Raw genomic sequence first — 16,592 nt, forward strand, 5'->3', positions numbered from 1 at the left:
CTTTGAAGCATGCCAGCGGGACCTTTACATCGGAACAGCCGGGATAGCGCTTGGGGTCATTGCTTTCATTTGTCTTGCAGGAGGTGCCTGCTTGCTTGTGTTCTCAGGTAAAGGGTCTCTGATCCTGATTGAGCTTGAGCAGAACATTCAACGGTTACGTCGTTAACCAGCTTCCGGTGCCCACCCCATTGTTTTCTGCCAGGTAGGAGCCCAGAGCTTGCACTTCTTAGTGAGGTGATCGCCTTGCGCCAATTGCTTCTGCCTGAGGTTGCAGCCAAGAAGCGTGTGGCAGTGGCGGTCTACGCCGTAACTGAAGTGCTGGCACGTCATGCAGATGCAGGCACCCTTCCACCCCTCCAGCTCGCGATCGTCAACAAAGTCCCACTCCTCCACGGCTATCTGACAAGTACACCAGTACTAGTACAGGCATGGCCGACAGCGCAACAGCGCCATTGGACAATGGAGAGGGGGCCGTACTTGGGAACCCTTCGCCAGCTAGCCGATCGGACTCATGGTTCTCCTGACAACACTGGCGAGCCTTGCGCTTGTCCCTTTCAGCTTCGTCCATCACAACGACTCTGATCCTTACGGGTGGCACATGAGCTGCGAGCGTTTCCAGCAGCGCGCTGTCGAAATCGCCGCTGACAAAAACGTCAGCTACGCCTGGCGGATGAAGCTGATCGGATACCTGATGACGAAGCTTGAGGATCCCTCTTCCTGCGAGCTGGATCTGGCCGTCCTTCAACAGTTGCGAATCCCCGACCAGAGAAAAGCCCCAGCTCACCAGGCCAGGGCATCGTCGTTCTCATGACAACGGTCTAACCAGGCTGATGAGTATTTATACGTACGGCTTCCCCTACCTGCTAAATCCTGTCAATGGCCGCATTTGCGCCGCAGGCTTGTTAGTGCGCTTCCTATCCGTTGCCTCCGGGCAATGACTGAGCCGTTGCCCTCCGGGGCAATGAATGAACCGCCGACTTCCCAGGCGAAGACTGAATTTTTGATAACCGGCTGACGTTTACCGGACGAATCAGAGCCTGCATCTGTGGGCGCTTCTATCTCTTCCCACCAGCAACTCCTGGACGCATAAAAGAAACGACTCCGCCTCTGAGCGGACCTTTTCTATTCAGATATAAACCCTAAGTGATTAATTATGTCCGACAATTTTGTGAACTCATAGAGCGAATGAAAAGTGATTATGTCCTTGAGGCTTTAGCCCACCTGCAGGAACAGCATGAAGGCGACTGCGCCAAGGCTGGACGAGAGAGGGTAAAGAAGGCAGTAGCTTTGGCTAAGACCATAGGCGGCTTCTCAAATACAACCGTTTCTAAGTATTTCAAAGAGGAAGTCCTGCACGAACTGATTGAGTGTGCTGGGGATGATTTCGCAAGGATCATGTGTTCTGAAAAGGGTCATAGGATCCCAGAGCATCAGCAGATGTTCCAGCATTTCATCAACTCATGCGCTGCAATGTATGAGCACAGGAATGGAGTGGATCCACAAGACACCCAGAACTTAGATAGACCCTTGGACTAAAGGCAACCTAGGCAGTCAAACCTATTGCTACTACTGATCTAATTGACTTTCGATCACATCCATCAATTTGAGATACGCGGGGATTCCCGTGTTGTCGGCGTCATCAAGATCCACATCTCGTCGCATCGCACTTCGGGCATTGTCGGCAATTACGGCATTCACCACAAGATCAAGAGCTTCAGGAACCTCCAGGTTCTGCAGGGCTTCCGCATAACGACGGCTGTGAATCGGTCGTACTGATTCCTGGCAATAGTTCGAGAGCTCGCGGCTTTCCGTCATCACCTGAAAGGCCGTTTCCTTGACAACAGGGCGTCCGTAGATCGCCATGTACAGCAGGTTCACCATGGAGCAGTCGTTGACGGGGATGGCATAACGACGGGCGATCTGAGGCCAGAAGCGCAACGACTTCAGTCCTTCGAGTGCGCCTCGACGCAGCCCGGCAGCCTCACACCAACTCTCCAGCTCCTCCATCGAGGCAGGACAGCGCCCCTGTTCCCGCATCTGCTGGGCCATGATCTGCCCCGCCTGGAAATTCCGGGTGGGTTGGCCGGATACCGGCAGCATCATGCTGCCGCGCACATCGGCCACCATCGCTGTCAGCTGGGTGAAGGTGTGGTCGCGCACTTTCTCGAAATCCCCGTCGCGCACCAGGGTTGCCTCGATGCGTGGCACGGCGTATCCGAGTTCCGTGAGCGGGATCGGCTGCCGGTGATAGAGCCGTTGCCGATCGCTTCGTGCCATCGACACCGTGGCGGCCTGGTCGAGGCATTGATCCAGCAACAGGGTGAGCAGCGTTGGCAGCACACCTGGATTGTCCTGATGAAACCCATATCCAAATCCTGCGAACACCGAAGCCATGTTCTTGGCTGCTTTGATGTACTGCCCTTCAACGTTGTGCACTCCAGGAGAAACCTGGATATTGGGGGAGAGGCGGTCCAGCAGCTGCGCCCCGAGCATCGCGGTCAGGGCATTGGGGTGGCAGAAGTTGGCCGTGAAGCTGTCGAAGGGATTCCGCAGGGCTCCATGCCGGTGGAACCCTGAGAAAAAAGCCAGGTTGGGCTGTTTCTCACACAGCACATAGGCGCTGTTGCTGATCGGATCGTGGTTGAAGGATCCTGCCAGGCAGGCCAGAACAACCTGCTCGCGTCCCAATTCCTCCCGCAGCCGACAGGCCTCCAGCAGGTCTTCTTCGACGTAGCTGCTGTTCGCGCTCAGCACCACCAGGTCGCAGCGCTGAATCAGGTCCGCCAACGTGTTGGGGGTGCGTTGGCCGTTGACGCGATGGCTCCCCATGTCGAGCATCGTCTCGACATGGCCAGAATCCATGCTGTCGGTGGCGTCCTGGGAAAAGGCTCCCAGCAGTTCTCGCCCTGGTCTCACCGCCAGAAGCAGTCTTCCGGCCTCGTTCTGCATGGCGCAGTTGTAAGCCAAGGACGCCGGGTAGAGCCCAACGCTGTAGAAACCCACCTTCGCGTTGTCCAATTCCAGGACCCGTTCCCGAATCGAACGGGCGTCCAGGCTGCGATCGAAGAAGGAATTCCGCATTCGGGGAGCCTACGAGGGCCCTGTTGGAGAGACTGGTCCAGCGCTCCCGTTTCACGATGACCCTCACCCTTTACGGCGCCCCGCAGACCAGGGTGTCGATGCCGCGCTGGTATCTGGAGGAGAAGGGCATCCCCTACGAGCTGGTGATGCTGGATCTTGCAGGACAAGAACACCGTCAGCCGGACTATCTGGCGATCAATCCCTTCGGCAAGCTGCCCGCCCTGGTTGATTCCGGTATGGCAGGGGCCGATGGTCAGCCGCTCTCGCTGTTCGAATCAGGAGCGATCCTCCAGCATCTTGAGGATCATTACAGCGGCGAGCCGAGGTCTGCCGTGGAGCGATCGCTCACAACCCAATGGCTGCTGTTTGCCAATGCCACCCTGGCCATTGCTTTGTTTGTTCCCAGCAATCGGGAACGGGAATTTCCCCGCCTCATGCAGGAACTCAACTGTCAGCTGGCATCCGGCAGGCCGCTGGTGGGTGCGTCCTGGGGTGCTGCGGACTGTGCTGTGACGGCCTACCTCGCCTACCTGCCGATCTTCTTCCCGCAGGAGGATCTCTCTCCTTACCCCGCGATTCAGCAGCGGATCGATCAGACCCGCCAACGCCCCGCCTATCGCAAGGTGATGGGCATGGCCTGACGGGCGCGGTGTAATGCGGTCAACGCATCGATTCGATGACTCGCGATCGCTCAGAGTTGCTGATGGCCTACCGCTGGCCCGCGGCGTTGCTTGCCTCCAGCATCGTTCTGGCGAGTGCTGCTTTGTTCATCGCATGGCTGGCGATGCGGTTTCTCAGTCAACCGATTCCGATTCGGATCGAGGGCGGTTTGGATGTCGATCGACTTGTGATGCCGGCCAGCCTCACGATTGAGGCGAAACAGCCCTTACCGGTGGTGGGCGTGGTGGACGTCAACGATGAGGTTCGCATCGCCGATGATGCCCCCCTGGCAATCGGTGGTTCTGTCACGGTGCGCGAGATCCAGACCCCGCTGCAGGTGAGGGCCAAGGCGAGCGTTGACGGTCCCGTGCAGGTCTCCAGTCCTGACCCACTGAAGGTTGAGGGTGATGTCTCGGTGGACGGTGTTGTTCAGATCAAAGGCAAGGTCGGCGCTGAAGTGCGCCCCAAGCTTTTTCCTTGACCGACAAAGGACTGACCGTCCCATCTCGGGCGTCTCAGCCTTGGAATCAAGGAAAAATAAGAGTCTTCTGCCGCAGATGTGATGACCGGTTCGAAGCAGCAGCAACAGAGCCCTGGTCCTGTGATCGCTTATCGACCCTCCACCCGGTCGCAGTGGTTGTTCGCGTATCGCTGGCCACTGGCTGTGGTGATCTCCAGTTTGATCCTGGCTGGTGCGCTGCTGCGGATTCTCAGTCAGCCCATTCCGATCCGCATCGACGGTGGTGGACTCAATGTTGATCGGCTCGTGATGCCATCCACCGTCACGATTCGGACGGATGGTCCCCTACCGGTGAATGCCGGTGTCACGGTCGATGGCGACAGCCGACGGGATGGTGATCAGCCCATCAAGATCACCGGGCCTGTGCGTGTTGAGCGGATCGCCGCTCCTGTGGCCATCCAAGGCGATGTCGGAGCGAGCCTGAAGGGCACGGTGCAGACCAACGTCGGCTCGATTGAAAGCCCGATCGGACTCAAGTCACCCGTTGCCGTCACAACTGAAGAGCCCCTGCAGGTGAAAGGAGGCGTCACGGTTGAAGAACCTGTCGTCGTTGACGGAGCGGTGGACGTCAACGGAGACGTTGACGTGTCCGGCGCTGTGGGAATCGACGGCAAGGTAGGGACCCGGATCGGATTCTGATGGCTTACGTCGTTTTGTTCCTCGGTGCCTGACCATCACCGACGGTGAGACCTTTCTGCCATCGGGCTGTTTGCCTCAGCAGAACAGCCATCAGTGCCGCCATGGCCAGTGCTGGCCAGAGCCAACCATCCCAGCTGATCAGCGCTGCAGACGTCCACAAGCCTCCCCACAGCCATGGTCGGATCGCTTGGATTCGTCGCAGGGCGGTGGAACAGCTGCGGCAGTTCACCGTGTGACTGTGGTAGCGATCCATCAGGGCTTCCGTGGCCTGACGTGGAGGCAGAGGCTGACCTGCGAATGGCTCTCCACCATTGCCGTTGATCCAGCGATGCAGAGCGGCGACGTAGACGTCGGCACTTGTGGGCAGAAAGAAGGCGCGTTCGCTGGCTGCACTGCCACCATTCCGCTCAAGAACACGCTCCTGCCAATGCAGGAAAACCTGGTCGTCCTCCAGAACCTTGTGGTTTCCGATGTGCTGCAGCCAGCGGGGACGCAGGCTGATCAGTAATTTCGGAGCGGCGGCCTGAAACTGAAACGGGAAACGCGCAAACAGACGACACTCACCGCGGCGGATCGGGACGGCATAGACAACGGTGAGAATGCGAGCGAACCCCTTGGCCGTGAGGTCATGCCACATCAGCTGGGGTGCCATGAACTGGGTGGCTTGTGAACCGAGTGTTCCGCGACGCGGCCCCTCGTCCCAGAAAGCCTCGAATCCATGCTCATCCTCACGGGTGATCGCGGCCAGAACAGGAGCTGCGTTCTCGCGTTTCCCAACGGTTTTGTGGTGCGTGAAGGGGACGTGGCTCACATCCAGAACGTTTTCCAACAGGGTCACGGCATCCATCGGGAGATCCCGAAAGGTGTCCTGGACCGTCCAGCTCTCCGGACGTTCGTCGAGAACCGGCACCAATGGCAACGCCGTTGGATCGGCCGCATCCGGCGCCCCCATCCAAACAAACAACAATCCCTGTCCGCACGCGGACGGCAAACTGGCGCAGCGTGATCGACGGCCCTCTGATTTGGTTCCCTCCTCCGCTTGAGGAATGGTTTTGCAATGCCCTTCGCCGTCAAAACTCCAGCCGTGATAAGGACATTCCAGTTGTCCTTCGGCGTTGATCCGGCCTTCGCTGAGTGGCACCAGCCGATGCGGGCAGACATCAGGAAACACCCTCCAGCTCTCTCCAGGAGCGTCCCACCAGATCACGAGATCTCGATCCAGCAAGGTGAAGCGACTCGGTTGTGCTGGATCGAGATCCTGCAGGTAGGACACGGGCCACCACTGCTCGGTCCAGGTGGGATGCATGACGTCCTCAAAAGGGTGAGGGCCATGATCGCGAAATGTCCGATGGATCGACTTGAGCCTGTCCCTGCCATTGGCTGAATTCAGATGTCTTCCCAGGCGTGTATTCCGTCATCGGCCGCCGCGCTTCGATGAGAGGCGGTCTGGGTCTGGGAACACAGATGCTTCAAACGAAATGACGTTGAAGGCCCCAGTGTTCCCTGCTATCCGTCACCAGCAAAAAACCTGGGCGCACTGAAAAACTAATCTTGACAGGAGATTATGATGATTGAAAAGATAATTAATTTTAGTGTCTGCTATTCATTCGCATTCAGTTAACAATGAGCATCCAGATGATCATGCAGCCGTTGGGAATCCTGATGCCTTGCCGAAAGGCTTTCCCTGTGTCCTTCTGAATGATTCTGTGCAATGGAATGAGGATGTTGTTGAACTGGACCAATTTGGAAAATGGAAGCTGATTCTTATGAATCCTGAGAGGTTTCAGGCTGGGAATATTGCAATTCTCAAGCGTGGGAAGAAGATTGTCCTGATTGATAGTGGTTGTGCAAGAAATTATGAAAAGCTGGTTAAAAAGGTTGCCAATAAGGATTACGCACCGTTTTTTCTGGTGAATACCCATGCGCATCCCGATCACACAGGCGCCAATGTTGAAATGGCTGGAGAGGGTGCCATGGTTTTGGCGCACCGCAATGCTCGTCAGCACATGGTGCGCTATGGCTTGCCAGGGGAGTCTGGTTTACCCATCCTCACATTCAGGCGCCGTATGACGCTCTACGCAGGTAAGCAGCGCATGCGTTTGCTCAGCCTTGCACCAGGTCATACCGATGGCGATTTAGCAGTGTGGGTTCCGGAAATGAATCTTCTTCATACCGGAGATGTTTTTATGAGCAGAGATTATCCTTTGATTGATAGCAACAGCGGCGGAACGATATTGGGTCTGATCAGGTCGGTCAACAGATTGGTTCGACGTTCGGATCGAGACACGGTCATCATTCCTGGGCATGGGGACCTGGCAGGTCGAAAGGAGCTTGTTCAATACCAGAACATGCTGGTGAATGTCACCGATGATGTTCAATATCACAAAAATCTTGGGCTTGATCTTGAATCGATTAGGGATCTCAATTTAACGAAAAAATACGATAAGAAGTGGGGGCAAGGTGATTTAATCACGGGCCGTCAGTTTGTGGGATTTGTCTACAACACGTTGCCAGATGCGACCATTTCGCCATCGAAAAAAGAATTGCCTGGCCACAAGGCCCATGATCATGATTCAGGGGAGCCTGAGGTTTGTTTGTCCCATCTTTTTGTGAAGCGGGCGACGCTTGAGGTGGGTGAAAAAGGCAGAGCTGCTTTGAGCTTTGATTTGAATGATCGTGACGCGGGTCAGTTTGATGCTGGCGTACAGGATCGTCTTACGGGGCTGTCGTCATCCAAAGCTTGGTCAGCTCGAGATCTGGTTTCTGATGGCGGTACCGGTCCTTCGGCCTTGTTCAGTTTTGAGTTGAGAGGGCCAGCTGAAGACGAACGTTTTTTGATCCTTGATGGGCGGTTAAAGAGGACATCCTTTGATGACGATCGGATGACGATCGAGGTTGCTTTCGATGCCGATGATTTCAGATCCGAGCATAATTCAGACCTTGCTTCTGGCCTTGCTTCTGATGGTGTGATTGATCTTGCGTCTGTTCGGATTGATCAGATGCAGTCATGCCCTCTGGGAGACACCTGATCTGATTCGATAGAAGCAATATCGTTTGTTTGTGTGCTTCGCCATGAAGCGATGTTGACAGAATATTTTTAATACTTTATTGGACGTTGGTTATATTATCTCAATGGAAAGACTCTCTCCAGAGCAGCTGCTCAGCGAATTGGTTGATGTTGAAGACCTTCTGATCGTGCAGGATCTCGACGGCGTCTGCATGCAGCTGGTCAAGGATCCATTGACTCGGCGAATGAACCCCAGGTACGTCGAAGCGGCCGCTCGCTTACGGGGCAGCTTCATGGTGCTCACCAATGGAGAACATGAGCGGCGCCGAGGGGTCAATCGATTGGTGGAAACGGCCCTGGGAAGCGAGGATCGTCCTGCAAAAAAGGGTCTGTACCTTCCAGGACTGGCGGCAGGAGGTGTTCAGTACCAGGATCGTTTCGGACGTCTGAGTCATCCCGGCGTGAGTCCTGCCGAAATGGATTTCCTCGCTGCAGCTCCCAGGCGCATGGAGGACCTTCTGCTCGAACGGTTGCCCGCTCTGCTGCCTGAAGTGGATCGAGCACGACTGACCCAGTTGGCGCATCAGGCCGTGCTGGACACCCAGGTGTCTCCGACGGTGAATCTCAACGGTTTGTTCGGGCTGATCCCCAATGATCTCGAGCGTCAGCAACAACTTCAGTTGTTGCTGGACGATCTGATGGAGCAGTTGCTTCAGGAGGCGGACCAGCAAGGTTTGCAGGGTTCATTCTTCCTGCACGCGGCCCCGAATCTCGGCTGGGACGCCACTGGTCGCGAGCGGATCAAACCATCGGTGGCCGGTGATGTCGGCACCACGGATATCCAGTTCATGCTCACAGGCTCCCTCAAGGAAGCCGGGTTGCTTGTGCTGATCAATCGCCACATCGCAGCGCGCTGGGGCGAGGCACCTCTAGGCGACGATTTCAATGTGCGAACAGCGCCACGCACCCATCAGGGGCTGATGGAACTGGCCTGCAGTACCATTCGGCCTGAGTGGATGCCTCGTCTGGTGGGGGTGGGTGACACGGTGACGTCCACACCCGCCCCCGACGGACAGGGATGGCTTCGCGGGGGCAGCGACCGCGGCTTCCTCACACTGCTGAAGGATCTCGGACGCTGGTGCGGTCAGGAGAATCGCGTGATTCTTGTGGACAGCAGCCATGGCGAGGTGGACCGACCAGGGCTGGCGGACGGATCACTGAAGGGGATCAGCGACCCGGAGGACCCACTGCATCTTGATCTGCTGATGCCTGCTGGCCCGGAGGGCTACATCAATTGGTTCCGGCATCTGGCGGAACGTCGGTCTGAAAAGGTTGCTGCATGATCCACTCCGGAGATGGCGTCACGCGCAGCAGGAACGGCATCTGGGTGATGGATGGTTTGCCGCCACTCACCCAGACCGCTTGTTCGTCGCTCCAGAGACGCGTGCCTGGAATGATCAGTCGTGATTTTGAGGCGTGGTCTGGCAGATAAGCCGCCAGGAAACCCTTCTGTTTCACAAACTGCTCAAGGTCTGGGAAGTAGACCCCATCTGCCGTTTCCACCAGCTCCAGCTTTCCATCCGGACGCAGGCCATAGATGATGCGAACATCGGCCAGCTTCATCTCGCCATAAACGCCCTCGTAGGAGGCAGGAGGTTCACGTGTGCTGTTGCTGAAGGCATGCAGCCCGCCGATGAAGACCTGAAGCTCCTCCTCAAGCCTGGGAGTGAGGGGGCCGTAGCCGAATTCCAGCCTTCCATCCTTGGTGATGCCCATCCAGGCCCGTTCGCGTGCGGCCGTGAGGTTGCCGGCACGCCACGTTCCATTGCCCAGCATCAGGTCGCCATGCAGAACCATTCCAAGCTCGCCGTTCCCCTGCCCGCGCGCGAAGGTGGGTCCTGAGGTGAACAGCAGTGCCTGCGCATCCTCATTGGCTTCCATTTCCCGGTTCCAGCCACCGAAGAAGTCGATCGAGATCCATTGCGGATCGACCACGGCGCTGTGATAACCGATATCAACCGTCGTTCCGTCTGTGCGCAGCAGCTCCAGGGTCTGATTTTCCTTGAAGACCACCAGTTCGTCCCGTGTCGGCGGTGGTGGCGGTGGGGGTTCCGGTTCCGGGAGCAACTCGCTGATCACCGGCGGGACCCCTTGATCGAGACCTCCCTGGGGATGCTGCAGAGCAGCAGCCAGGATGCCAAGCAACCCTGAGGCGCAGCACAGCAACACCAGGGGCAGGGGACGCACGAGGGGGTGGAGGCTGAACCGTCGAACAGCGTCAGTCTGAATCGTTAAGAGAATCAAAGCAACTCCAGGATTTCGCTGGCCTGGAGATCAAATCCCTGCAATTGTCTGTTCGATAGGCCACATTCAGGGTGCTGATCTGATGGCGTCTTTCAGGGGGATAAGGCTCCATAAAGCCTGAGCCAGAGAGTCTTTCGTTGTGGCAATCGCTGCCTCAGAAAGTCTCAGCCATTCTCTGCTTGGGCGAATTGGCAGAAACATTGCCAATGCAAAAGATCCTTCATTTTTGAATTCTTGGTCGAGGTGTCTCTGACCATTGGACGTCCAGATCGGACCAGCTTCTTTCCTACTTTGATCGTTGGATGTCATCAAAAGAATGATGTTTGAGATTGATCAATTGCATGGGTTCGTGGTTACGGCCTGGCTGATTGTTGGTGTTCGCAGATTTGGTATCAACCAACCTTGGATGTGAGGACTCGATCTGAAAAAATCGGGATCTCCTGCCTCACCCATCGCTTTGGTGGTTTCTGCTGTTGCATTTCCGCCCTTGCAGCGCAAGCGCCTGCGTACCTTGCAGCTGAATCTTGGCTATCGCTGCAATCAGAGCTGCTCCCACTGCCACGTCAATGCCGGGCCAGGTCGGACGGAGCGGATGGATGAGTCGTTGCTGGCACTGATTCCCACCGTGGTTCAGCGCCACGGCATCAGCTGCGTGGACCTCACCGGCGGGGCTCCAGAGCTGCATTCCGGTTTTCGTGACCTCGTCCGAGCGCTCAGACGTCTCGACGTTGAGGTGATTGATCGCTGCAACCTCACGATCTTGTCGGAACCCGGCCAGGAGGATCTGGCCGATTTCCTGGCCGGTGAGGGTGTCACGGTGATCGCCTCGTTGCCTTGCTACAGCGCTGAGAATGTGGATCGTCAGAGAGGCGATGGCGTGTTCACACGCAGCGTGGATGGCCTGCGTCAGCTCAACGCTCTCGGCTATGGCGCTGAGCCGCTGCTGTTGCATCTCGTTTACAACCCGCAACGTGCGGTGCTTCCTCCGCCTCAGATGGAATTAGAGGCGGATTACAGAAGGGAGCTGGCCAAGCTGGGGCTTCGCTTCAGCAGTTTGCTGACCCTGGCCAACATGCCGATTCAGCGCTTTGCCAGAGAGCTCGAGCGGCAGGGTGAGCTGGATCGCTACGAGGCGCTGCTGGAGGCGGCACACAATCCCGACAATCTGTCTGCCGTGATGTGCCGGGATCTGATCAGCGTGGACTGGCAGGGCTATCTCTACGACTGCGATTTCAATCAACAGCTGGGGATGGCGTTGCAGGGTCCGCTGCGCCATCTCCAGGATCTGGCCACGGGTCAGCCCAGTCCGGAGGGTCTGCCCATCCGAACTGACAGGCACTGTTTCGGATGTACGGCAGGCGCTGGGTCCAGTTGTGGTGGCGCCCTTCAGGCCTGACTGCCGCTGCTGTCGTCGTCCGGCTGCAGCCGTTGAAGTCGCACGGTGGCCGGTGCAAACAGCAGAACGTTCTCGCCCACTCGCTGCTGCTGCCCATCGAGGGCGTGCACACCTCCACAGACAAAATCGGCGGTTCGCTGGGCCAGATCGGGTGGCATGCGCGTGAGATTCAGCAGCACGGTTTGCTGCTCACGCACTGCCAGAACGACCTCGAACGCCTCATCAAAGCGCTGAGGGGTGAACACGATCACGTCGTGCCAGCCGTCCTGGAGCATGCTTTCCATGTGGCCATGATGGAGGGATTTGCGTCATCCGGAATGGTCAAGCGCACGGCTATCGCGGCGTTGGTTCTGATCGGACTGTCGGCGACGTGCTCCAACGCTGGTTCTGGAACAGGCGAACCACAGCCCAAGCAGGCCATGTTTTCAACCCGTGAGGAGGCTGAGGCGGCAGCCGAGGGCTTCGGCTGCGAGGGCGCACACAAAATGGGGGAAATGTGGATGGTCTGCGAGCAGCACGGTGATTCCAAAACAGACCATGGACAGCACTGAGAATGGGTGAATCCGGCGGACACTGCGGCAGCAAGCCGAAGCGCATTGCAATTGGTGTGGCTCCTCTGGCCACGATTTCGATCGGGATTGTGCCGATGGGCGTGATCTGCATCGGTGTGGTGCCGATGGGCGTGGTGTCGATTGGCGTCGTGGCGATGGGTGTGATCAACATCGCCATCGTCGGCATGGGGCTCCTGGCTGTCGGCGTCAACACGATGGGTGTGATCACGGCCGGCCCGATGAGCATGGGCCTGATCCAGATCCGTTCCACCACCAATCCCCGCTATCTCGCATACCCCTCAAAGGAGCAGGCGGAGGAGCAGGCCGAGAAGATTGGCTGCAGTGGTGTGCACCGCATGGGTGAGACCTACTGGATGCCATGCAAGGAACACCCGCAGTGAGCTGGTTTCGTCTCAGCCCTGGCAATCAGGGCAGATGGCCCGGACGTTCAAGGTGGATTCGATCAGCTTGAACCCGAAACCTCTGGCAGCCATCTCACCGGCGGCCAGCACCGGTTCGCTTTCGAACTCTTCGGTACGGCCGCAGCGGATGCACACCACATGGTGATGGTCCCTGTGGTCGTCAGCCGCCAGTTCAAAGCGTCGACCTCCCTCACTGAGCTCCAGCTCCTGCAGAAACCCCATGTCTGCCAGCAGCCGCAATGTTCGGTACACCGTGGCCAGCGACACCTTCATCTGCAGTTGTGCCAGCTGCTGATGCACGTCTTCAGCGCTGAGGTGATTGCCGGTGCCCAGTCGCTCGAACAATTCGAGAACTCGCTTGCGCTGAGGCGTCAGACGACGTCCGTCCTGATGAAGACCCTTCTGAAGGACACCGTTCTCGGTGACTGTGGCGGGAGGGAGCGTCACCGGTTGAAAACCAATCTTCTCAACAGTACCCACTAATGAGAGCTGTGCACAGCGTTCATCGCCACTGTCGATACCATCCGATCAACAACCCTTCCGACCTTGGATCTCAACCTTCAACCCCGTGGAGATCGTGGCCGTCTCAAGGAGGTGGAGGCGTTGTTGGCAGGTTCCTCGATCGTTGCCTGCATGGGGGATCGACTCACCCTCGCCAGTTTCGGCATGGCCGTTCCGATCTGGAGCCATCTGCGGGCCGCCGTCACCACCGCCGAGGAGGCTTTGGAGCGGGTGCGCGAGCACAACCCCGATCTTCTGATTGCAACGGAAGATCTCGAGCAGGGTTACGGCATCGCCCTGGTCCAGGCGGTGGAGCGCCTCCATCCCCCCACGCGAACCCTGATCTTTCTGAGACGTGAGAACCCTCTGGTGGTGAACGAGGCTCTCGAGGCCGGAGCGGATGGGGTGATGTTCGTCTCCTCGATCGGACAGGCGCGCGGTGACTTTCTCAAGGCCCTGGAGTGCACCCGCGATGGCGGTGTCTATTACCCCGAGGTGGTGAGGGAGATGGCCCGGGAGAGCAGCCCGCAGGACGCCGCAACGCAGAAGCTGCTGCAGGATCTTTCAGAACGAGAACTGGACGTGCTCAAAGCGTTGACGACCGGCCTGTCCAACCGTGAAATCGCCGAACACCTGGTTGTGTCCTCGGAAACCGTCAAAAGTCATGTCAGCGCCATCATTGGCAAGCTCGGCGTTCGCGACCGCACCCAGGCAGCGATCATGGCCATTCGCCATGGCGGCCAGCTGATCCCGTCAAGTTGAGGCTGTCTTGATGACCTGGCGCCCTGCCAATGCCTGGACCAGCCGCAGGTCAGTGGATGGATATCGACATTTCCAGCTGGTGATGCAAGGCGGACGCGGTGCTGAGCGATGGGTGGAGCTGGCACCTGTTCTGGCGCCGGGGCGGCGCAGGCGTGTGGCCTGGACCGAGCTCAACAACGCGTCACTGTGGGAGAGCGGCTGGCAACAGATTCCGGAGAGCGATGCGTCTGCTGCAGCTGAGTGATCCGCACCTCGTGGCCTCGGATGCGGCCCTCGTGCGTGAGCGGCCAGCCCTCGCGCTCTGGAACCGCGCCCTCGAGCAGGCGGCACTGCTCGAACCCTATGCTCTCGTGATCACCGGCGATCTCGCCCAGGACGAAAGCTGGGGTGCTTACAAGCGTCTTCGGGATTCCCTGGACCGCCACGTGCGGTGTCCCGTGGCCCTGTTGCCGGGAAACCATGACCGCCCTTGCCTGCTCGAGGCTGTTCTTGGCCGTCGCCATGTCACGGCACCGGGCGAACTGATGCTGAGGGACGGGCGGCTGATCATTCTGAACAGCCACTGGTGTGGGCATTCCGCCGGCCGGCTGGGGCCGCATCAGCTGGCCTGGCTGCAGCAGCGCCTGCAGGCCATCGCTGCAGATCCAACGCCACTGGTGGTTGCACTGCATCACCCGCCGATGGCGATCGGGCATCCCGTGCTCGACACGATGAGCCTTGTTGATCACGAGACCTTGCGCACCGTGTTGACCCCTGTCCAGCCTTTGAAAGCCGTGGTGTTCGGCCATATCCACCAGCACTGGCAGGGCCATTGGCCGGATCGACCGAATCTTCCTCTGCTCGGCTGCCCCTCCACCCTGAAAAGCATGCAACACGTGCAGCCCTGTCCGATCAAGCGGGCAACGGATCCAGGCGGGCGTTTGCTGGAGATCAACGCCCTTGGAGCCCTTGAGCAGCGGGTGCTGCGCTGGTCCAACCCCTGAGTTCAGCGCTCCTTGGCTTGGGATTCCCGGAACGCTTTCAGCTTGTCCATATCCTTCTCCTCATCGATGGTGTAATCGGTCAGGATGAGAGCCTTGCCGATGGTTCCGAGGGCGTATTCCATCCGATCCAGGTCCCGTCGTCCCGCCTCCGTCCTGCGTGCCGCCCGGATCACCTCAGGGGTGAGTTGGTCGGAGGCCCGTTCGATCGCTGCCGCGATGCCGCTGGCCTGTTGAAGGAGATCGCTGGGATCCATCAGCTGAGCAGGGTGCTGGCAGGGTCAACTCTGCCAGGCCAATCCGGTCGCGGCGCCTAAAACCCTTTCGCCGTCTTTCGTTGCGAGGAAAGGGAGACGTTCCCGGATGGCGCCACACCGGCCTGGCCGGCGCCCACTTGCAGCGTTCCCGGTTGCACAGGGCTGGTGGCCTTTGGCTGGCCGGGCACGGCCACCACATTGAAGGCCAGCGACCAGCGTTCACCATCACCCCGGAACGGCATCACGGAATGGGGTTGCCAGGCCGGGAACACGAAAAATTGTCCGGGAACCGGCAGCACGTACTCCGCCATGCCGGTTCGGAACGATTGCATCTGCCATTCCTCAGGTCCGTGGAAGCAGAGCTGACCATCGAAGCTTGCTGCGGTGATCTGCGGAGGAACCCTGAGGAAGATCACGCCTGAAAAACTGCCCCCGTGAGTGTGCATCGGGTTGTAATCGCCAGCTCGTTGGCAGTTGAGCCAGAGATCGATCATCTGGAGGCGATAGCGACCGGGGACCCAGGGGCCCCGGCCCTGCGGTGGCTGTCGGTCCACAACGTGACGGATCCAGCGCTCACAGGCCGGGATGAGGTGGCCTGAGCAGAGCTCCTGCACGCCGGGTTGATGGGGCAGCAGTTCCCGCTGCTGACTCAGCTGGCCGGCGAGTTTGGCCGAGGCATCAGGGTGCTGGTTTGGGTCGTGCAACACCGTTTCAGAGAGCTGAAGCAGCTTGCTCAGCAGTTCAGCTGGCAGTTCGCCTTTCAGGATTGATCGGGGAAAGAGGTCGAGGACTTCCAAGCGTCCATGCCAGGGCTGCAAAGCATCGTGCCAGCGCCAGAGTGATGCTGTCGTCCGCTGCGATCAGCCATGACACGGACAACCTGGCTCGGATTGATCCTGCTGCTCAGCGGTTGTGGGCTTGAGCAACCGCGGTTTGGTTTGGATGCTGCAGTGTCTGCTTCGGTTCAGAACCTGAACCAGACCCAGACTGAGCGTCAGGAGCAGGGGCCATCCCAGGGGACGGTCCAGACCGTTGCGACATCCGCTTCAGCCTTGCCACAGCCTCGGTTGCCCGGACAGGACGGTCCGACATCCGAGTTGCTTGAAGCGGGGGACCTGCGTCTGACGACCCGTCGTACCGAGCGGATCTTGCCCGATGGCAATCGACAGTGGTCGGTGGAGCTGCATAGCGGCACCAGGCTTCTGGCCCGTTGGATGGCGGTGAGCGGCATCGCCCAGCGGCAGGATGCGGATCGTCTCTGGAGCCCTGGCAATGCGGCCCCATTGCCAGCCGGGCGCTACAGCCTGGGGCAGCCGGAGCCCTGGGGAGAGGATCTCTGGTTAGATCTGCAGCCCCGCTTTGAAACCAGCCGCAGTGCTTTGGGCATCCATCACTGCTATCCCGGCACCGGCTGCATCTGCATCCCCAGCCGTGCCGAGATTGATGCGTTGGCGGCCTGGGTGCGTCAGGCCAATCTTCAGACCCTCTTGGTTGTGAACTGAGACGCTTTGG

Annotated in this window: 22 protein-coding genes; 14 read left to right on the plus strand and 8 right to left on the minus strand. The window is 58.6% G+C overall.

The genetic code is table 11. From position 1 onward, the window contains the following. Positions 1-162: 162 nt before the first annotated feature. Entirely contained in the window at positions 163-393 is a 231-nt protein-coding gene (locus tag KR100_RS16750) for a hypothetical protein (protein WP_038544172.1), read from the minus strand. Positions 394-511: 118 nt separating this feature from the next. Here KR100_RS16750 and KR100_RS06400 point away from each other — a divergent pair, with 118 nt between their 5' ends. Together KR100_RS06400 and KR100_RS06405 are read left to right on the plus strand one after the other, a co-directional pair. Further along, a complete protein-coding gene (locus KR100_RS06400) occupies positions 512-811 on the plus strand; it encodes a hypothetical protein (protein ID WP_051847349.1) in 300 nt (99 codons plus the stop codon). A gap of 374 nt (positions 812-1,185) precedes the next feature. Continuing rightward, positions 1,186-1,536 carry a hypothetical protein gene (locus tag KR100_RS06405; RefSeq protein ID WP_038544175.1) on the plus strand — a complete coding sequence of 117 codons (351 nt, stop codon included), beginning with the start codon at positions 1,186-1,188 and terminating at the stop codon, positions 1,534-1,536. 30 nt (positions 1,537-1,566) lie between these two features. Here the strand turns inward: KR100_RS06405 and KR100_RS06410 are convergent, their stop codons facing one another. After that, positions 1,567-3,081 (minus strand): hypothetical protein, encoded by a 1,515-nt coding sequence (locus KR100_RS06410; protein WP_038544177.1) that lies wholly within the window; start codon positions 3,079-3,081, stop codon positions 1,567-1,569. 56 nt (positions 3,082-3,137) lie between these two features. On the opposite strand from KR100_RS06410, the gene KR100_RS06415 reads away from it, so the two are divergent. The 3 genes from KR100_RS06415 (at position 3,138) to KR100_RS06425 (ending at position 4,900) form a co-directional block, all read left to right on the plus strand. Further along, positions 3,138-3,722, plus strand: coding sequence for a glutathione S-transferase family protein (locus KR100_RS06415; protein ID WP_038548136.1), 585 nt, complete (start codon positions 3,138-3,140; stop codon positions 3,720-3,722). Positions 3,723-3,757: 35 nt separating this feature from the next. After that, complete coding sequence (locus KR100_RS06420; protein WP_038544179.1) at positions 3,758-4,222, plus strand: hypothetical protein; 465 nt, start codon at positions 3,758-3,760, stop codon at positions 4,220-4,222. Between the two features lie 81 nt (positions 4,223-4,303). Beyond that, on the plus strand, positions 4,304-4,900 hold the full coding sequence (locus KR100_RS06425) for a hypothetical protein (RefSeq protein WP_051847350.1): 597 nt from the start codon (positions 4,304-4,306) through the stop codon (positions 4,898-4,900). A gap of 4 nt (positions 4,901-4,904) precedes the next feature. On the opposite strand, the gene KR100_RS06430 is transcribed toward KR100_RS06425, so the two are convergent. Further along, positions 4,905-6,206 carry a Rieske 2Fe-2S domain-containing protein gene (locus KR100_RS06430; protein ID WP_038544181.1) on the minus strand — a complete coding sequence of 434 codons (1,302 nt, stop codon included), beginning with the start codon at positions 6,204-6,206 and terminating at the stop codon, positions 4,905-4,907. A 286-nt stretch (positions 6,207-6,492) separates the two neighbouring features. Here KR100_RS06430 and KR100_RS06435 point away from each other — a divergent pair, with 286 nt between their 5' ends. Together KR100_RS06435 and stpA are read left to right on the plus strand one after the other, a co-directional pair. Continuing rightward, positions 6,493-7,929: an MBL fold metallo-hydrolase gene (locus KR100_RS06435; RefSeq protein ID WP_156097953.1), complete on the plus strand. Its 1,437-nt coding sequence runs from the start codon at positions 6,493-6,495 to the stop codon at positions 7,927-7,929. 103 nt (positions 7,930-8,032) lie between these two features. Next, positions 8,033-9,250 (plus strand): glucosylglycerol 3-phosphatase, encoded by a 1,218-nt coding sequence (gene stpA / locus KR100_RS06440; RefSeq protein WP_038544185.1) that lies wholly within the window; start codon positions 8,033-8,035, stop codon positions 9,248-9,250. Here stpA and KR100_RS06445 read toward each other — a convergent pair. Next, a complete protein-coding gene (locus tag KR100_RS06445; RefSeq protein WP_038544187.1) occupies positions 9,198-10,154 on the minus strand; it encodes a hypothetical protein in 957 nt (318 codons plus the stop codon). The two genes, stpA and KR100_RS06445, sit on opposite strands and share 53 nt — an antisense overlap. Positions 10,155-10,698: 544 nt before the next feature. Here KR100_RS06445 and arsS point away from each other — a divergent pair. Then, positions 10,699-11,607 carry an arsenosugar biosynthesis radical SAM (seleno)protein ArsS gene (arsS, locus tag KR100_RS06450; RefSeq protein ID WP_239420425.1) on the plus strand — a complete coding sequence of 303 codons (909 nt, stop codon included), beginning with the start codon at positions 10,699-10,701 and terminating at the stop codon, positions 11,605-11,607. On the opposite strand, the gene KR100_RS06455 is transcribed toward arsS, so the two are convergent. Then, positions 11,598-11,891 carry a cell division protein SepF gene (locus tag KR100_RS06455; protein WP_051847352.1) on the minus strand — a complete coding sequence of 98 codons (294 nt, stop codon included), beginning with the start codon at positions 11,889-11,891 and terminating at the stop codon, positions 11,598-11,600. The two genes, arsS and KR100_RS06455, sit on opposite strands and share 10 nt — an antisense overlap. 33 nt (positions 11,892-11,924) lie before the next feature. Between KR100_RS06455 and KR100_RS06460 the strand changes: the two genes are divergently transcribed. Together KR100_RS06460 and KR100_RS06465 are read left to right on the plus strand one after the other, a co-directional pair. After that, positions 11,925-12,158, plus strand: a complete 234-nt coding sequence (locus KR100_RS06460) for a hypothetical protein (protein WP_051847625.1) — start codon at positions 11,925-11,927, stop codon at positions 12,156-12,158. 2 nt (positions 12,159-12,160) lie between these two features. Further along, on the plus strand, positions 12,161-12,559 hold the full coding sequence (locus tag KR100_RS06465) for a GLTT repeat protein (RefSeq protein ID WP_038544191.1): 399 nt from the start codon (positions 12,161-12,163) through the stop codon (positions 12,557-12,559). A 12-nt stretch (positions 12,560-12,571) separates the two neighbouring features. Here the strand turns inward: KR100_RS06465 and KR100_RS06470 are convergent, their stop codons facing one another. Further along, positions 12,572-13,027, minus strand: coding sequence for a Fur family transcriptional regulator (locus KR100_RS06470; protein WP_038548148.1), 456 nt, complete (start codon positions 13,025-13,027; stop codon positions 12,572-12,574). Between the two features lie 99 nt (positions 13,028-13,126). Between KR100_RS06470 and KR100_RS06475 the strand changes: the two genes are divergently transcribed. From KR100_RS06475 to KR100_RS06485, 3 genes are read left to right on the plus strand one after another with little or no spacing between them, the layout of a single operon-like run. Beyond that, on the plus strand, positions 13,127-13,843 hold the full coding sequence (locus tag KR100_RS06475) for a response regulator transcription factor (protein ID WP_038544193.1): 717 nt from the start codon (positions 13,127-13,129) through the stop codon (positions 13,841-13,843). A 10-nt stretch (positions 13,844-13,853) separates the two neighbouring features. Beyond that, positions 13,854-14,087: a TIGR02450 family Trp-rich protein gene (locus KR100_RS06480; RefSeq protein WP_038544195.1), complete on the plus strand. Its 234-nt coding sequence runs from the start codon at positions 13,854-13,856 to the stop codon at positions 14,085-14,087. Further along, on the plus strand, positions 14,065-14,826 hold the full coding sequence (locus KR100_RS06485; RefSeq protein WP_038548151.1) for a metallophosphoesterase: 762 nt from the start codon (positions 14,065-14,067) through the stop codon (positions 14,824-14,826). The genes KR100_RS06480 and KR100_RS06485 overlap by 23 nt, the downstream gene beginning before the upstream one ends. Positions 14,827-14,828: 2 nt before the next feature. Here the strand turns inward: KR100_RS06485 and KR100_RS06490 are convergent, their stop codons facing one another. Further along, positions 14,829-15,080 (minus strand): hypothetical protein, encoded by a 252-nt coding sequence (locus KR100_RS06490; protein WP_038544198.1) that lies wholly within the window; start codon positions 15,078-15,080, stop codon positions 14,829-14,831. Between the two features lie 56 nt (positions 15,081-15,136). Beyond that, on the minus strand, positions 15,137-15,877 hold the full coding sequence (locus KR100_RS06495; RefSeq protein ID WP_038548153.1) for a putative 2OG-Fe(II) oxygenase: 741 nt from the start codon (positions 15,875-15,877) through the stop codon (positions 15,137-15,139). A 69-nt stretch (positions 15,878-15,946) separates the two neighbouring features. Here KR100_RS06495 and KR100_RS06500 point away from each other — a divergent pair, with 69 nt between their 5' ends. Then, a complete protein-coding gene (locus KR100_RS06500; RefSeq protein ID WP_239420426.1) occupies positions 15,947-16,582 on the plus strand; it encodes a hypothetical protein in 636 nt (211 codons plus the stop codon). The last annotated feature ends 10 nt before the right edge of the window (positions 16,583-16,592 follow it).

It is taken from the genome of Synechococcus sp. KORDI-100 (assembly GCF_000737535.1).
Classification (GTDB): Bacteria; Cyanobacteriota; Cyanobacteriia; order PCC-6307; family Cyanobiaceae; genus Parasynechococcus.

Coding starts and splice junctions, on each gene's coding strand:
- KR100_RS06400 (WP_051847349.1), top strand. CDS start 512: ATGGTTCTCCTGACAACACTGGCGAGCCTTGCGCTTGTCCCTTTCAGC.
- KR100_RS06405 (WP_038544175.1), top strand. CDS start 1,186: ATGAAAAGTGATTATGTCCTTGAGGCTTTAGCCCACCTGCAGGAACAG.
- KR100_RS06410 (WP_038544177.1), bottom strand. CDS start 3,081: ATGCGGAATTCCTTCTTCGATCGCAGCCTGGACGCCCGTTCGATTCGG.
- KR100_RS06415 (WP_038548136.1), top strand. CDS start 3,138: ATGACCCTCACCCTTTACGGCGCCCCGCAGACCAGGGTGTCGATGCCG.
- KR100_RS06420 (WP_038544179.1), top strand. CDS start 3,758: ATGACTCGCGATCGCTCAGAGTTGCTGATGGCCTACCGCTGGCCCGCG.
- KR100_RS06425 (WP_051847350.1), top strand. CDS start 4,304: ATGACCGGTTCGAAGCAGCAGCAACAGAGCCCTGGTCCTGTGATCGCT.
- KR100_RS06430 (WP_038544181.1), bottom strand. CDS start 6,206: ATGCATCCCACCTGGACCGAGCAGTGGTGGCCCGTGTCCTACCTGCAG.
- stpA (WP_038544185.1), top strand. CDS start 8,033: ATGGAAAGACTCTCTCCAGAGCAGCTGCTCAGCGAATTGGTTGATGTT.
- KR100_RS06455 (WP_051847352.1), bottom strand. CDS start 11,891: ATGGAAAGCATGCTCCAGGACGGCTGGCACGACGTGATCGTGTTCACC.
- KR100_RS06460 (WP_051847625.1), top strand. CDS start 11,925: ATGGTCAAGCGCACGGCTATCGCGGCGTTGGTTCTGATCGGACTGTCG.
- KR100_RS06465 (WP_038544191.1), top strand. CDS start 12,161: ATGGGTGAATCCGGCGGACACTGCGGCAGCAAGCCGAAGCGCATTGCA.
- KR100_RS06480 (WP_038544195.1), top strand. CDS start 13,854: ATGACCTGGCGCCCTGCCAATGCCTGGACCAGCCGCAGGTCAGTGGAT.
- KR100_RS06485 (WP_038548151.1), top strand. CDS start 14,065: ATGCGTCTGCTGCAGCTGAGTGATCCGCACCTCGTGGCCTCGGATGCG.
- KR100_RS06490 (WP_038544198.1), bottom strand. CDS start 15,080: ATGGATCCCAGCGATCTCCTTCAACAGGCCAGCGGCATCGCGGCAGCG.
- KR100_RS06500 (WP_239420426.1), top strand. CDS start 15,947: ATGACACGGACAACCTGGCTCGGATTGATCCTGCTGCTCAGCGGTTGT.